Source organism: Rhizobium sp. 007 (genome assembly GCF_015353075.1).
Lineage (GTDB): Bacteria > Pseudomonadota > Alphaproteobacteria > Rhizobiales > Rhizobiaceae > Rhizobium.
Map to the genome: position 1 here is coordinate 547,641 of NZ_CP064187.1, position 15,628 is coordinate 563,268.

The window sequence follows — 15,628 nt, forward strand, 5'->3', positions numbered from 1 at the left end:
TAACCGCAAGGGCGCGACCTGATAGACAGGCCCCAAAAGGCAGGCAAACAACAAATGACATTCAAAGACAAGCCAAAACGGCCGGGCGGCAAGCCCTCCGCGCACGATGCGCGGCCGAAAACCGAAGGCAAACCGGCAAGGAGCTCGGCGGCCCCCAAGGCTGCTGCCGCCGAGACCGAAGGCGAAACCAAGGCGGAACGCATCTCCAAGGTCATGGCGCGCGCAGGCGTTGCCTCGCGCCGCGACATCGAGCGCATGATCATGGAAGGCCGCGTCACGCTGAACGGCAAGACGCTCGATACGCCGGTGGTCAATGTGACGCTTACCGACAAGATCGAGGTCGACGGTGTGCCGATCCGCGGCATCGAGCGCACGCGCCTGTGGCTCTATCACAAGCCGGCCGGTCTGGTGACCACCAATTCCGACCCGGAAGGCCGCTCGACGGTTTTCGACAACCTGCCAGAAGAGCTGCCGCGTGTCATGTCGATCGGCCGGCTCGACATCAATACCGAAGGTTTGCTGCTGCTGACCAATGACGGCGGTCTTGCCCGCGCGCTCGAACTGCCGACCACCGGCTGGCTCCGCCGCTACCGCGTGCGCGCCCATGGCGAGATCGATCAGGAAGCGCTCGACAAGCTGAAGGACGGCATTGCCGTCGACGGCGTGCTCTACGGCTCCATCGAAGCGACGCTTGACCGCACCCAGGGTTCCAACGTCTGGATCACCATGGGTCTTCGCGAAGGCAAGAACCGTGAAATCAAGAATGTGCTCGGCGCGCTCGGCCTCGACGTCAACCGTCTCATCCGCGTTTCCTACGGTCCGTTCCAACTCGGCGATCTGCCAGAAGGCCACGTCGTTGAAGTGCGCGGACGCACGCTGCGCGATCAGCTTGGACCGCGCCTGATCGAGGACGCCAAGGCGAATTTCGATGCCCCGATCTACAACGCGCCTGCCCTTGCTGCCGAGGAAGAGGTGGAAACGAAGCCGGAGAAGCGCGAGCGCTCCTGGAAGCCTGAGGACAAGCGCGAGCGTGCTTTGAGCCGTCTCGACACCAAGCGTGACGATCGCCGTGATGACCGCCGGGATGGCAGGCGCGAAGGCGACCGCGATGTTGGCCGCAGGGAAGACGACCGGCCCAAGCGCCCGGCGCTTGGCAGCCGCAGAAACGCCAACGTCTGGATGGCACCCGGCGCCCGTCCGCTCGGCGAAAAGGCTGCCGCCAAGGCTGCGAAGAATGCCCAGACCGCCCGCAAGCGTGGCGAGAAGCCGGGCAGCAGTAAGCCGCAGCCCTCCAACTACGGCGACGACCGGCCACGCGTGCAGATCAACCGCGCCCGCGACGAAGAAGGCGAGTGGATCCGCTCCAGCGAAGTTTCGCCGAAGTCCAAGGATGACGGCGAGGGTTTTGGCCGCAAGCGCTCGTTCGGCGATCGTCCTGCACGCCCGGATCGCCGTCCTGGCGATCGTCCGGCTCGTGGCGAGCGCCCGTCCGGCGACCGCCCTCCGCGCGGGGATCGGCCCTTCGGCGACAAGCCCCGTGGCGAGCGCAGACCACGTGCTGAGGGTGACGAACGTCCCCGTTCTTTCGGTGATCGTCCCGCGCGTGGTGACCGCCCGTCAGGTGACCGTCCTCCGCGTGGGGATCGGCCTTTTAGCGACAAGCCCCGTAGCGACCGCAGACCACGCGAAGAAGGTGACGAGCGTCCCCATTCCTTCGGCGATCGTCCGCGCACTGCCCGCAGCGCTCCCGGCGAGGGCCGCTCCGAACGTCCGCGCGGCGAAAGGCCGTTTGGCGATAAACCCGCGGGCGACAAGCCCCGTGGCAAGAGCTTCGGCAAGCCGGGCGGCGGCTCCAAGAATTTCTCAAGCAAGCCTAAGGGCGATCGGCCGGGCGGTGGTGGCAAGCCTTCGGGCGCGCCGTCGCGCGGTGGACCGAAAGGAAAGGGAATGACGCGCGGTGCGGATCGTCGGCGGTGAGTTTCGCGGACGGCCGCTCGCCGTACCGAAGTCGAACGACATCCGGCCGACTGCCGACCGGACGCGTGAGAGCCTGTTCAATATCCTGAGCCACGCCTATTCGGAATGCATCGACGGCACCCGGATTCTCGATCTTTTTGCCGGCACCGGCGCCGTCGGCCTTGAAGCCATCTCGCGCGGCTGCCGTCATGCGCTCTTTGTCGAAAACAGCGTCGAGGGCAGGGGGCTCCTCTGGGAGAATATCGATGCGCTCGGCCTCCACGGCCGCACCCGCATTCTGCGGCGTGACGCCACGGACCTGGGTTCCGTCGGCAATCTCGAGCCCTTCAGCATGCTTTTCGCCGATCCACCCTATGGCAAGGGTCTGGGTGAAAAGGCGATGGCAGCTGCCGCCAAGGGCGGCTGGCTCGTGCCGGGCGCGATTGCCGTTCTCGAAGAGCGATCGGATGTTGCCGTTTCAGTTGATCCTTCCTATCTCTTCCTCGAAGATCGCATCTTTGGCGATACAAGGGTTCATTTCTTCCGCTACCAGCCTGAATAAGGGCGGCGGGTTATCCGGAGTTGGGTTGTGCGGCAGGCGGCGGTTATTGCGAATAACGAAATGCCTGTTGCGAGCCGCATGCCGACGGTGGCCATCGCCTTCGGCGGCGGCGGTGCCCGTGGGCTCGCCCATATCCACGTGATCGAAGCCCTGGACGAGCTCGGCATCCGGCCCGTTGCGATTTCCGGCGCGTCGATCGGTGCCATCATGGGCGCGGGCATGGCGGCCGGCATGAGTGGCGAGGCGATCCGCGAGCACGCGCTGATGACGGTCGGTAACAAGACGGCTGTCGTCAGCCGCATCTGGGGTCTGCGGCCGCAGACGGTCCGGGACGCCGTCGCAAAGGGCATCCGTATCGGCCAGTTCAATCTCGAGCGTATCCTCAAGGCTTTCCTGCCGGCCGGCCTGCCCGATCACTTCGAAGATCTGCCTATTCCGATGAACGTCATCACGACCGATTACTACGGTCAGAGCGAAGTCATCATTGGCGAAGGAGCGCTGTTTCCGGCGCTTGCCGCATCGTCTTCCATCCCTGCCGTCTTCATGCCCGTTCGCCTCCACGGCCGGGTGATGATCGATGGCGGCATCAGCAATCCGGTCCCATACGAGTGCCTGATGGATATTGCCGACATCGTCATCGGTGTCGATGTCGTCGGTGCGCCGGAAGGCGACGGCACACATATTCCGAACCGCATGGAAAGCATTTTCGGTTCCGGCCAACTGATGATGCAGACGGCAATTACGCTGAAACTCAAGCTCCAGCCGCCGCATATCTTCCTGCGTCCGGCCGTCGGCCGCACTGGCGTGATGGATTTTCTCAAGGCGCGCGAGGTACTGGCGATGTCCGCGGGCGTCAAGGATGAATTGAAGCGCGCACTCGATCAGGAATTTGAAGCCCGCCTCAGAGCTTAGGCATCCGCTCTCACGTCAGCCGTTCCCGCTAGCGGATCTTCGTCGAAATCCATCGTTCGCTTCGGCCTCACCAGCGGTTCTGGCCGGACCGGCTGGGAAAAGAGCATGTCGCGGCCCGCCTGCAGCCCGCCGGTTACCTGAAGCACCAGCCGCTCCTCGTCGCGCTTGCGGATATCCTCGCCGATCTCCAAGGCGTCCTGATCGTCGACCCCGAGCGCCTCAAGCGTGCGGCGGCCAAACAGCAGGCCGGATTCCAGCGTTTCGCGCAGTTCGTAGTCGACATTGCGATTCCTGAGGGCGATCGAATGGACACGGTCGTAGGAGCGTACGAAGAGTTTCGCGTGCGGATATTCGGCCTGCACCAGATCCACCACCTTGTCGGTGATTTCCCGCTTCTGCGTGCAGACGACGACGATCTTCGCCTTGTCGATGCCGGCCGAGCGCAGCACGTCCTTGCGCGTTCCGTCGCCGAAATAGATACGGAAGCCGAAGGAGGACGCCTGGCGGATACGGTCCGCGGAGAAATCGATGACCGTCACGTCGCGCCCGCCCGCGAGCAGGATCTGCGCGGCGATCTGACCGAAACGCGAGAAGCCGACCATCAGCACATCGGCGCCCGCACCCTCGAAGTCCTCATCGAGCTCCTCCTGATCCTCGCCTTTCAGCATACGTTTCGAAAGTGCTGCCCCGAGCGGAGTCAGCGCCATCGACAGTGTAACGATGGCGACCAGAAGCGATGCCGTGCTGAAGGGCATCAGTCCCGCCGCACCGGCAGTCGTAAACAGCACGAAGCCGAACTCGCCGCCCTGCGGCAGCAGGAAAGCGATGCGGATGGCGTCGTCGTGCGAAGAACCGCTCACCCGGCAGAGGCCGTAGATGATCACAGCCTTGACGGCCATCACGATCGGCACCGCGGCGACGATGAAGAGCGCGTTGTCGATCAGCACATCCAGTTCCAGCGACAGGCCGACCGCCATGAAGAAGATAGCGAGAAGCACGCCGCGGAAAGGTTCGATATCCGCCTCAAGCTCATGCCGGTAGGAGGATTCGGCGAGCATGACGCCGGACAGGAACGCGCCCATCGCCATGGAAAGCCCGGCAAACTGCATCAGGCTCGCCGATCCCATGACCACGAAAAGCGCCGCGACGATCATCGCCTCGCGTGCTCCGGTCCTTGCAATCACCTGGAAGAGCGGCGTCAGCAGATAGCGCCCCATGACGATCATCGCGCCGACGGCACCGACCGCGATCGCAAAGTCCAGAAGCGGCGCATTGCTGCCGGTTCCACCGTCGAGAATGGTGATCAGCGCCAAGAGCGGCACGATTGCCAGATCCTGGAAAAGCAGCATCGAAAAGGAGCGCTGCCCGTATTTGGAGTTCACCTCGCCAGCATCATCGAGGATCTGCATCGCAAAGGCAGTGGAAGAAAGCGCCAGCCCAAAGCCCGCAACGACGCTTCCCCGCCAGTCGAGCACGCCGGAGAAATAGGCAAGCCCCGTCAGCGCCAGTCCCGTCAGCATCACCTGCGCCGTGCCGAGCCCGAAGATGTCGCGTCGCATCTGCCAGAGTCGCGAGGGCTTGAGCTCGAGGCCGATGATGAAGAGCAGGAAGACGACGCCGAGCTCGGCAACGCCCAAAATCTGCTCGCCGTCCGTGATGCCATGAAATATCGGACCGATAACGACGCCCGCGGCAAGATAGCCGAGCACCGTGCCGAGCCCGAGCTTCTTGAAGATCGGGGCGGCGACGACCGCGCCGCCGAGCAGCAGGATCGTTTCGGAAAAGAGGGCATTGGGGGCGGACATGTCGCGGAGTTTCTTTCAATGGCGGGAAGCGCGCAAGCCGCGCGAAAAAGAATCGGCGGCCGCGGCCTTGATGCTTTCGGAAGTGCACAATAAATGGAAGCCCAAGGAAAGGCCAAATCATGTCCTCAGAAATAGATTCCTCGACACTTCTTTCCCGTGCAAGCCAGTTGATCGATCTTGCCAGGAAGGCCGGCGCCGATGCCGCCGATGCGGTTGTCGTGCGCTCGCGCTCGCAATCCGTCGGCATCCGCCTCGGCAAGGTCGAAGGCACGGAATCGTCTGAGAGCGACGATTTCTCCCTGCGCGTCTTCGTTGGCCGGAAGGTCGCGAGCGTTTCCGCCAATCCCGGCTTCGACCTGAAGGCGCTCGCCGAACGCGCTGTCGCGATGGCAAAAGTCTCGCCTGAAGATCCCTTCGCGTGCCTTGCCGACGAGCAGAGGCTTGCGAAGTCCTATGCCGATCTTGAGCTTTTCGACCCGACGGAAGTTTCCGCCGACATGCTGCGCGAGGCAGCGCTTGCGACTGAGGCCGCGGCACTTGAGGTCAAGGGCGTCACCAACTCGTCCGGGGGCGGAGCCTCCGCTGGTTTCGGGGGGCTGGTTCTCGTCACCTCGCACGGCTTCCAGGGCAGCTATATGGGCTCGCGCTTCGGCCGTTCCGTCAGCGTCATTGCCGGCGAAGGCACCGGCATGGAGCGCGATTACGATTACGACAGCCGCCTTTATTACGCCGAACTCGACGATGCCGCCGAAATCGGCCGCCGCGCCGGCGAGCGTGCCGTCAAGCGCCTCAATCCGCGTCAGGTCGATACCGGCAAGGGCGTCACCGTCGTCTTCGATCCGCGCATCGCCCGCGGTTTCGTCGGCCACATCGCTGGCGCCATCAATGGCGCGTCGGTCGCGCGCAAATCCAGCTTCCTGCGCGACAAGATGGGCCAGCAGGTGTTGAAATCCGGCCTTTCGATCACCGACGATCCGCTGATCGTGCGCGGCCCGTCCTCGCGTCCTTTCGATGGCGAAGGCATTTCCGGCGAGCGGCTGGTGATGATCGAGGACGGCGTCCTGAAGCATTGGTTCCTTTCGACTGCGACGGCGCGTGAAATCGGCATGGAAACCAATGGCCGCGGCGTGCGCAGCGGCAATTCCGTGACGCCCGCTTCGACGAACCTCGCGCTGGAACCGGGTGATATCTCGCCGGAAGAGTTGATCCGGAGCGTCGGGAACGGCTTCTACGTGACTGAGCTTATCGGCCAGGGTGTCAACATGCTCACAGGCGAATATAGCCGCGGCGCGACCGGCTTCTGGATCGACAACGGCGAACTGACATTCCCTGTCTCCGAAGTGACGATCGCCTCGAACCTCAAGGAGATGTTCATGCGTGTGACGCCCGCAAACGACATCGATCGCAAGTATGGCGTAGCGGCCCCCACGCTGGCGATCGAGGGAATGACGCTTGCGGGACGCTAGAGCGTCCTGACCTTGTTGGAATTGGATTGATGCAATGTGTGACGTTCGAACGGCCCGCTGGCAAAGCGATCTCGAATTGATCGCCGATGCCGCAAAGCAGGCGGGTGATGTTGCTCTCGGATTCTTCAATCAGTCGCCGGAGGTCTGGTGGAAGAATGGAGGCCGCTCGCCCGTCAGCGCTGCCGATTTCGCCGCCAACGAAAAGCTGGAATCCATCCTGCGCCTCGCCAGGCCGGATTACGGCTGGCTTTCCGAAGAGACCGAGGACAGCGTCGCCCGTCTGTCGGCCGAGACGCTTTTCGTCATCGATCCGATCGACGGCACGCGCGCCTTCCTCGGCGGCTTGGATCTCTGGTGCGTCAGCGTCGCCGTGGTCCATCGCGGCAGGCCGGTTGCCGGAGTGCTCTACGCTCCCGCCCTCGACGAGCTTTTCGAGGCGGTCGAAGGCGGTGCCGCGATGAAGAATGGCGAGCCCATTGCCGTATCGGCCAATGGACCGGATACCGTCAGTCGTTTTGCGATCGGCGAAGACATCCTCAAGGCGTTCCCCGATCCCTTCCGGCGGAAGATCGAAAGGGTGAAGCATGTGCCCTCGCTCGCCTATCGCATCGCGATGGTCGCGGACGGCCGTCTTGAAGGTACCTTCGTCAAGCGCAATTCGCATGACTGGGATCTTGCGGCAGCCGATCTCATCCTCGAACGCGCCGGCGGCCGGCTGACCGATCTCGATGGACGCTCGGTCCTCTACAACCGTTCTGAGGTTAGTCATGCCGAGCTTTGCGGCGCTGCCGGCCCTCGCGTTGCGGAGTTTCTCGAAGGGCTTGCTGAAATACGAAGCAGTTGACGTTTGCGTCAAAATCCCGCAGATGAGAGCGCGGAGGAGACCAGAAGAGAAAGAGAAGAAAATGACGGAATCTGGCGGCAAAAAGCAGCTCTTACATCTCGTATTTGGCGGAGAACTGGAAAGCCTGACCGATGTTCAGTTCCGGGATCTGAATGATCTCGATATTGTCGGTATTTTCCCGGATTACGCCTCGGCGCTAGGGGCCTGGAAGGCCAAGGCGCAGTCGACCGTGGACAACGCACATATGCGATACTTCATCGTCCATATGCATCGCTTGCTCGATCCGCAGGACAAGGCTGGAAATAACTAATTTTTCAGCATTTTACGCGCCGGATGCCGCCTCATTCGGCAGGGCCGTCTTTGCGCATCGTTAGATACGCGCCACAGGCGATTGACGCATTCTGAACAAATTACTCGGTCATTCCGGCCGCAACAATAATTGGGGAATGGGTTTGATGTCGATCATCGCTGATCGGAGGCATTTTAAATGAGTTCGCCAAGAGCGCGGTTCGCGCTGGGCGTCTATCGGACTGCAGGGGTCATCGCCTCTCCGATCGTCGGCGCCTATCTCGCCTACCGGACCGCCAAGGGCAAGGAAGAGCGTGCGCGCCGCACGGAGCGCTTTGGTTATGCCAGCGCAAACCGGCCGCAGGGTCCGCTTGTCTGGTTCCATGCTGCGAGTGTCGGTGAGACCAACGCCGTCATTCCGCTTATCCGCGAAATCCGCCGCCGCGACATTCATGTGATCCTGACGACGGGCACGATCACCTCGGCAAGGCTCGCCGCCGAGCGCATCGGCAATGAGGCGATCCATCAATATGTACCGCTCGACCTGAAGCCCGCCGTCAGCCGCTTCCTCGAATACTGGCAGCCCGATTGCGCCATCATTGCAGAGTCGGAAATCTGGCCGGCGACCGTCATGGAACTCGGCCGCCGCCGCATTCCGCAGATCCTCGTCAATGCGCGCATGTCGGATCGCTCCTTCGCGCGCTGGCAGCGTCGAACGGCCATTGCCGAGGCGCTGTTCGAGAACCTCGCGCTTGTGATCGCGCAGACGGATATCGATGCCGAGCGTTTTCGCGATCTCGGGGCAAGGCACGTGACGACCTCCGGCAATCTCAAGGTCGATACGGACGCACCCCCTTACGACGCATCCGTACTCGCCCGCTATAAGAAGCAGATCGGCGATCGCAAGACATGGGCTGCGATCTCCACTTTCGACGGCGAGGAAAATGCCGCGGCGGTCGTTCATCGCACGCTGAAGGAGCGCAACGGCCAGCTGACGATCATCGTACCGCGCCATCCCGAGCGCTCCGACGAGATCGAAGAAATGCTCGTCAAGCAGGGGCTCAAGGTTGCCCGCCGCACGCGCGACGACCTACTCTCGCCGGATGTCGATATCTTCCTCGGCGATACGATCGGCGAAATGGGTCTTTACCTGCGGATGACGGAAGTCGCCTTCGTCGGCCGTTCGCTCTTTGCCGAAGGCGGGCAAAATCCGCTCGAACCCGCCATGCTGGGCTGCGCTGTGCTTTCCGGCAGCAATGTCCAGAACTTCCGCGACGCCTATCAGAAGCTTGCCCGCCGCGGCAGCGCCCGCATGGTGCGCGATACCGAGATGCTGGCCAAGGGGGTGCATTATCTGCTCATCAACGGCGAGGCGCGGCGTAGTATGATCGAGGCCGGCGTCATGGCTGTGCAGGAAATGCGCGGCGCGCTGACGGCGACGGTGAAGTCTCTTGAGCCTTACATCAATCCGCTGACGGTGAAGGCAAGACTGCTGCCGAGGTCGGTGGCAGAGGGCTGATGGAAAAGATGACGGCTGCGCAAATCAAGGGCATCCTCTTCGACAAGGACGGCACCCTGCTCGATTATGATGAGAGCTGGCTGCCGGTGAACCGTGAATTGGCGCGCATCGCCTCGCAAGACGATCCGGCGCTAGCCGACCATCTGTTGCTGGCGACCGGGATGGACCCGGTGACCGGCCATATCGTGCCCGACAGTCTGCTGGCTGCCGGCAATACCCGGCAGATCGCCGAGGGGCTGGTCGCGGCGGGTTCCAGGGTCGATGTCATGGAACTGACGATCAAGCTCGACGCTCTCTTTTCCCATGCCGCCGACTTTTCCGTACCGGTCACCGATCTTGCCGCCTTCTTCGGCCGCCTGCACCGCCGCGGCTTCAAGCTCGGCATCGCGTCCAGCGACAACGAGCGCTCCATCCGCCAGACGGCGCAGCGCTTCGGTTTCGCTGAGTTCGTGAACTACATCGCCGGTTATGACAGCGGCTTCGGCATCAAGCCGGACGCTGGAATGGTCCTCGGCTTCTGCAAGGCGACCGGGCTGGAGCCGGCGCAAGTGGCGGTCGTCGGCGACAACAATCACGACCTGCACATGGGCCACAATGCCGAGGCCGGCCTCAAGATCGCCGTGCTGACGGGCACCGGCTCGCGGGAATCGTTGGCTGCCGCATCCGACTATTGCCTCAACGATATCACCGAACTCGAAAGCCTGTTGCCGAACCTGCAATTGGCATAATTGCCCACTACGCGCGGCCAATCATTCCTGCCGCGACGGCACTCCCTTACTCTCCCTAATCTCTGTGCGCGTCCAGCCGCGCCATGGACATGGCGCGGAAGGCTCTTTTCCGATGTCGTTGTTTCATTTACGGCGCAGACGACCGTGGCTTGATTCCTGTGACAAGCACGGGAATGAGGACGGTCGGGAGCAAAAGCTTGCTTTTTCTGCAATTTTGCCCTTTCTTTCCCGCCAGTCGAGGGGTAGCCGGTGGCCCGCAAGGCCGGAGGAGCATAGGGCGGCAGTTATGGTATCCGAAGCGCCGCCGTTTTGGTGGACGAAAGCTGATTGGCGGGCATGGGCGCTCTCGCCCTTTTCCTTCCTCTATGGACGGATCGCCGGCTATCGCATGACGCATGCGCGCCGCGCTTCCGTTCTCGTTCCCGTCATCTGCATCGGCAATTTCACCGTGGGCGGCGCCGGCAAGACGCCGACAGCGCTGACGATCGCTCGGGCCGCCAAGGCCAAGGGTCTGCGGCCCGGCTTCCTGAGCCGTGGCTATGGCGGTTCCCTGGACGTCACCGTGGTTGTCGATCCCGCTCATCATCGCGCCGTTGCCGTTGGCGACGAGCCGCTGCTGCTTGCCCGCGAGGCGATGACCGTCGTTTCCCGCCGCCGCGTCGAAGGCGCCGAGCGACTTGTCAGGGAAGGGGCCGACCTCATCATCATGGATGATGGTTTCCAGAGCGCGCGGCTGGCGATCGACTATGCGCTGCTCGTCATCGACACGACGCGCGGCCTGGGCAATGGGCATACGGTGCCGGGCGGTCCCGTGCGCGCGCCGATCTCCGTGCAGATGCGCTATGCCAGCGCGCTCCTGAAAGTGGGAAAGGGCAATGCCGCCGATGCGATCGTCCGCATGGCTGCCCGCGCCGCGAAACCCTATTTCACCGCATCGCTGAAGGTTTGCGGAGAAAACGACCTCGCCGGTCGGAAGGTGCTGGCATTTGCAGGCATTGCCGATCCGGGCAAGTTCTTCCGGACGGTGGAATCACTCGGCGCCGAAATCGCGATCGGCAGATCCTTCGGCGACCACGAACACCTGAGCGACGATGAGATGGCTGACCTGCTGTCGACCGCCGAACGCGACGACCTGCTGATCGTCACGACCTCGAAGGATTTCGTGCGGCTTGCCGGCCACCATGGCAAAGCGGAGGAACTCGCCGCCAAATGCCGGGTCATCGAAGTCGAAATGGCATTCGAAGACCCGCAGGCACCCGGCCTCATCATCGATCGTGCCATGGAGGCCTGCCGGGAGCGGCGGCTGAGAAAAAGCCGGAAGTCCGGGTGAGTTTGCGGGTGCGACATCGCGTGGAATCCGTCAACGATCACCGCGTCCGCCAGACGCCCTCGAAGCCGTAGCGTGCTGCCCGTGCCGCGATGCGTCGTTTCCCGCGTCTCGCGGCAGCGGGCGCTCTTTCACGAGCGTTTCCTGGATCAGCGCTTCTGGTTCGGCAGAACGCCGGCGCGCTTGTCGGCTTCGAGCGAAGAAACGACGTCGGCATAGGGTTCCTGGCGGGCAACGCTCCAGTAGCGTAGCTCGTCGAGCGGGATATGCTTGCCGGTCATGGCGCAGATGACATAGGAACCCGGCGACAGGATCTGGAAATCTGCATCGAGATAGCGGATCTTCGCCTCGCGGTTTCCGTTTCCTTCAAACAAGTTCATCCTGCTCCGTTCCCTGTTGCCTTCGACTGCCAATATCGCGGCGAAGGCATTATTGCCAGCGCTTTCAGCTGCGTCCGAACAGCCGCTCGATATCCGACAGCTTCAGTTCGATATAGGTCGGCCGCCCGTGATTGCACTGGCCGGAGCCCGGCGTCATTTCCATCTGCCGAAGAAGCGCATTCATTTCCTCCGGCCGGAGCCTGCGGCCGGAGCGCACCGAGCCGTGGCAGGCCATGGTCGCGGCGACATATTCGAGCTTGGCCGAAAGGCCGGAGGCCGTATCCCATTCGGCAATCTCGTCGGCAAGCTGGCGGATGAGGCCCTGCGCATCGACCTCGCCGAGCATGGCCGGCGTTTCGCGAACGGCAATCGCCCCCGGCCCGAAGCGCTCGATTGCAAGCCCAAGCCCTTTGAGGCCTTCGGCATGCACCATCAGCCGGTCGCAATCCTCTTCCGGCAGGTCGACGATTTCCGGGATCAGCAGCACCTGTGATGGCAGCTGTTTCGATTGCAGCGCCTTTCGCATTGCCTCGAAGACCAGCCGCTCATGTGCGGCGTGCTGGTCGACGATGACAAGCCCGTCATCCGTCTGCGCGACGATGTAGTTCTCGTGGATCTGCGCGCGCGCAGCGCCGAGCGGGTAACGCGGCGGCGGTTCTTCGGCTGGCCCGGGCTGCTGCCATGCCTGCGCCTGCGGTTCGGCGCGCGCAGCCGGCATGCTCAGTCCGTCGAAGGACGCCTGTGGCCTTGCGCCAAAGTCGCCGTTTGCCGTCTGAAACGGACGCGATGGGGACGTCCCGGCCGACCATGCGGCTTGCGCTGGCCGCTGGTAGCCAGGCTGGAAACCCGACCTGAAGGAGCGCAGCATACCGTCCGCGCCAGTCGTTGCCGCCCGGCTTCCGTCACGCGCCAGCGCCTCGCGCACCGCGCCGACGATCAACCCGCGCACGAGGCCCGGATCGCGGAAGCGCACGTCCGACTTGGCCGGATGCACGTTGACATCCACCAGCGCCGGATCGAGCGACAGCGACAAGACAGCCACCGGATAGCGTCCGGCCGGGATCGTCTCGGCATAGGCGCCGCGGATCGCCGAAAGGATCAGTTTGTCCTGGACCGGCCGGCCGTTGACGAAGGCATATTGATGGGCGGAGTTGCCGCGGTTGAAGGTCGGTACGCCGGCAAAGCCGGTGAGAGCGATGCCTTCGCGCTCGGCGTCGAGTTCGATCGCGTTATCGCGGAATTCCTTGCCGAGCACCTGCGCCATGCGCGCCAGATGATCCTCTCCGGTTGCCGGAAATTCGAGCGTGCTGCGATCGGTGCCGGACAGGACGAAGCGCACGCCGGGAAAGGCGATCGCCATGCGCTTGACGACTTCCGTGATGGCCGCAGCTTCCGCCTTCTCTGTCTTCAGGAACTTCAATCGCGCAGGTGTTGCGAAAAAGAGATCGCGCACTTCGACGATCGTGCCCGGATTGGAGGCCGAGGGCCTCAGATGCAGGACCTTGCCGCCCGCGACGGCAATCTCGGTGCCGCCCGCACTATCCTTGCGGCGGCTGGAAATACTGAGCTTCGCCACGGAACCGATCGAAGGCAGCGCTTCGCCACGAAAGCCGAGCGTGCGGATGTCGTCAAGCGTCGTGGAAATCTTCGAGGTACAATGCCGCTTCACGGCAAGTTCGAGATCGGCTGCATCCATGCCGGAGCCGTTGTCGCTGATCCGCAGTAAGCCTTTGCCGCCGCCGGACGTGGCGATCTCGATACGGGTGGCGCCGGCATCCAGTGCATTTTCGATCAGCTCCTTCGCCGCGCTCGCCGGGCGTTCGATGACTTCGCCGGCAGCGATCTGGTTGATGAGCGTTTCGGAGAGTTGTCTGATGGCCATGCGCCATTTTCGTGGATTCGCGGGTTCGAGGGAAGGGCGAAAACGCTGCGCCCGTGGACCATGTGTTTTCCCCGTGAATTGGGGTGCTTAACGTTAAGCCGCCGTTAGGAGAAAGCTGGCATTTTGATCGCACACAACCAGACAGTGCTATGAAATCGGACAGATGTGGGACGTGAAGGAATGAGTGCCGGCTTCGAAAAGGCGGACGCATCATCCGTGAGCGATGAGATGCCGGCCGAAATCGACCTGCAGGCTGCGCTCTTCGATGCCTTTTCGGACGGCCTCTCGGCCGCCCTCATCATCTACGACAAGAACGATCAGATGATCTTCGCGAGCCGCCAGGTGCTCGATTTCTTCCCGATTTCGTCCGTGATGCTGAAGCCTGGAACCCGGCTTCGCGATTTTCTCGGCGCCGTCTACGACACCGGCGTGCGTCAGCAATATGCGGCCAGGCAGGCGGGCATACCGCTCGGTCGCGAGGATTGGCTGTCCCAGAAGATTGCCTCGCATTGGCGCGAGCGCTTCGAAATCGTCGAGCGCCATGGCAGCGACCGCTGGATCCGTCTGGTCAAGCGTCGTCTGCCGAGCGGCTATTGCGTATCGATCATTTCCAATATTTCCGAGGAGAAGAAGCGTGAGGAGCAGTGGCGCGCCGATCTCGAACGTGTGCAGCTGACCGAGGATATACTCGACAATCTGCCGTTCCCGCTCTTCGTCAAGGATCGCAACCTCACCTACGTCGCCGTCAACATCGCCTTCTGCGAGAAGTACCAGACGACTGTCGAGGAGGTGCTCGGCCGCAAGAGCGGGGATCTCTTCTCTCCCGAAGTCGCCAAGCGCTTCGAGGAGAGCGACCGACATGTTCTGGAAACCGGCGAGATGTCCGTCGTGCGGCAGCGGCAGGTCGCCCGCGACGGTTCGGAGCGCGACATCGTCAGCCGCAAGCATCGCATCGGCAAGCCGGGACGCTACTTTATCGTATCCACGATGCAGGATCTGCCGCGCGACGGCGCCGATCTCGACGAGTTCGACCAGGCAACGTCCGTCACCACCTCCAGCAGTCAATCCTATCGCCGCGCCTATGTGCCGCTGAATGGCGATCACGAGCGCCGGCCGCCGGCCGCGATGGAAACGATCGTTCCGGAGAATTTCTCCGGCCGCAAGATCCTCGTCGTCACCGGCGACCTCGCTGCTGAAACCGCCGCCCTCCGCACGCTTTCGAAATACGGTTTCGAGGCCTGCTCCGTTCGCGGCGAAGACGAGGAAGAGCGCTTCCTTGAGATCGCAACCTCGTCCGGCATCGCGCTGGATCTTCTGATCGTCGACAATCAGATGGGCATGCGCTGCCTGGAACTTGCCGGACAATACGGCATCCCGGCGCTGGTCATGGATGGTTTCCAGCTTGCCAACGAGCTCACCTTCCAGATCGCCCGCCACTTCAACCGCAACAACCGCATCGCGCCGGAAGGCGAGGCCGACTGGGAAATCAATACGTCTTCCGAGATGGATTTCCTGGAGGTGCTCGTGGCGGAAGACAACGACATCAACCAGATTGTCTTTTCCCAGATACTGGAAGGACTGGGTTACCGCTACCTGATCGCAGCCAGCGGCGACGAAGCAGTGCGCCTCTGGGCGGAATACAGGCCGCATATCGTGCTGATGGACATTTCACTGCCGGGATTGAACGGTTTCGAGGCGGCGCGCATGATCCGCCAGATGGAAGACAAGCACCCGCATAAGACGCCGATCGTCGGCGTCCTGACGCAGGCATTCGAGCGGGATCGCGCCGAATGCGCGAAGGCCGGCATGGATGACGTCATCATGAAGCCCGTCAGTCCGGACATACTGGAAACGCTGTTCCAGAAGCATCTCGCTGCCGAGCCGCTGCGGGCGCACGTCTGAGCGCCGTCAACTTCTCAAATCTGGGGCATCATCTGAGCCGCTATCGGTTTGTTAAGA

The 15,628-nt window shown here is 62.7% G+C and carries 13 protein-coding genes; 10 read left to right on the top strand and 3 right to left on the bottom strand.

What is annotated here, in order from left to right; all coding sequences use genetic code 11:
- Positions 1 to 54 precede the first annotated feature (54 nt).
- From ISN39_RS02610 to ISN39_RS02620, 3 genes are read left to right on the top strand one after another with little or no spacing between them, the layout of a single operon-like run.
- Complete coding sequence (locus tag ISN39_RS02610; RefSeq protein ID WP_194729086.1) at positions 55 to 1,977, top strand: pseudouridine synthase; 1,923 nt, start codon at positions 55 to 57, stop codon at positions 1,975 to 1,977.
- On the top strand, positions 1,958 to 2,518 hold the full coding sequence (gene rsmD / locus ISN39_RS02615) for a 16S rRNA (guanine(966)-N(2))-methyltransferase RsmD (RefSeq protein ID WP_039844108.1): 561 nt from the start codon (positions 1,958 to 1,960) through the stop codon (positions 2,516 to 2,518). The genes ISN39_RS02610 and rsmD overlap by 20 nt, the downstream gene beginning before the upstream one ends.
- Before the next feature lie 60 nt (positions 2,519 to 2,578).
- Positions 2,579 to 3,430, top strand: coding sequence for a patatin-like phospholipase family protein (locus tag ISN39_RS02620; protein ID WP_194729087.1), 852 nt, complete (start codon positions 2,579 to 2,581; stop codon positions 3,428 to 3,430).
- Here ISN39_RS02620 and ISN39_RS02625 read toward each other — a convergent pair.
- Positions 3,427 to 5,235 carry a monovalent cation:proton antiporter-2 (CPA2) family protein gene (locus tag ISN39_RS02625; protein WP_074066822.1) on the bottom strand — a complete coding sequence of 603 codons (1,809 nt, stop codon included), beginning with the start codon at positions 5,233 to 5,235 and terminating at the stop codon, positions 3,427 to 3,429. The genes ISN39_RS02620 and ISN39_RS02625 overlap by 4 nt on opposite strands.
- A gap of 119 nt (positions 5,236 to 5,354) precedes the next feature.
- Here ISN39_RS02625 and ISN39_RS02630 point away from each other — a divergent pair, with 119 nt between their 5' ends.
- From ISN39_RS02630 to lpxK, 6 genes are all read left to right on the top strand, one after another.
- Complete coding sequence (locus ISN39_RS02630) at positions 5,355 to 6,701, top strand: TldD/PmbA family protein (RefSeq protein ID WP_194729088.1); 1,347 nt, start codon at positions 5,355 to 5,357, stop codon at positions 6,699 to 6,701.
- A gap of 34 nt (positions 6,702 to 6,735) precedes the next feature.
- Positions 6,736 to 7,545, top strand: coding sequence for a 3'(2'),5'-bisphosphate nucleotidase CysQ (locus ISN39_RS02635; protein WP_194729089.1), 810 nt, complete (start codon positions 6,736 to 6,738; stop codon positions 7,543 to 7,545).
- Positions 7,546 to 7,606: 61 nt separating this feature from the next.
- Positions 7,607 to 7,855, top strand: a complete 249-nt coding sequence (locus tag ISN39_RS02640; RefSeq protein WP_028739857.1) for a DUF4170 domain-containing protein — start codon at positions 7,607 to 7,609, stop codon at positions 7,853 to 7,855.
- 177 nt (positions 7,856 to 8,032) lie between these two features.
- A complete protein-coding gene (gene waaA, locus ISN39_RS02645; RefSeq protein ID WP_194729090.1) occupies positions 8,033 to 9,352 on the top strand; it encodes a lipid IV(A) 3-deoxy-D-manno-octulosonic acid transferase in 1,320 nt (439 codons plus the stop codon).
- A gap of 8 nt (positions 9,353 to 9,360) precedes the next feature.
- Positions 9,361 to 10,080, top strand: a complete 720-nt coding sequence (locus tag ISN39_RS02650) for an HAD family hydrolase (protein ID WP_194730087.1) — start codon at positions 9,361 to 9,363, stop codon at positions 10,078 to 10,080.
- 286 nt (positions 10,081 to 10,366) lie between these two features.
- Positions 10,367 to 11,410, top strand: a complete 1,044-nt coding sequence (gene lpxK, locus ISN39_RS02655) for a tetraacyldisaccharide 4'-kinase (protein WP_194729091.1) — start codon at positions 10,367 to 10,369, stop codon at positions 11,408 to 11,410.
- Positions 11,411 to 11,556: 146 nt separating this feature from the next.
- Here lpxK and ISN39_RS02660 read toward each other — a convergent pair whose 3' ends face one another.
- Both ISN39_RS02660 and mutL read right to left on the bottom strand, forming a co-directional pair.
- Positions 11,557 to 11,787 (bottom strand): DUF2093 domain-containing protein, encoded by a 231-nt coding sequence (locus ISN39_RS02660; protein ID WP_022716573.1) that lies wholly within the window; start codon positions 11,785 to 11,787, stop codon positions 11,557 to 11,559.
- A 64-nt stretch (positions 11,788 to 11,851) separates the two neighbouring features.
- Entirely contained in the window at positions 11,852 to 13,669 is a 1,818-nt protein-coding gene (mutL, locus tag ISN39_RS02665; protein WP_194729092.1) for a DNA mismatch repair endonuclease MutL, read from the bottom strand.
- Positions 13,670 to 13,849: 180 nt separating this feature from the next.
- Between mutL and ISN39_RS02670 the strand changes: the two genes are divergently transcribed.
- The gene (locus ISN39_RS02670) at positions 13,850 to 15,571 is read left to right on the top strand and encodes a response regulator (RefSeq protein WP_194729093.1); all 1,722 of its coding nucleotides are present in this window, start codon (positions 13,850 to 13,852) and stop codon (positions 15,569 to 15,571) included.
- Positions 15,572 to 15,628 lie beyond the last annotated feature (57 nt).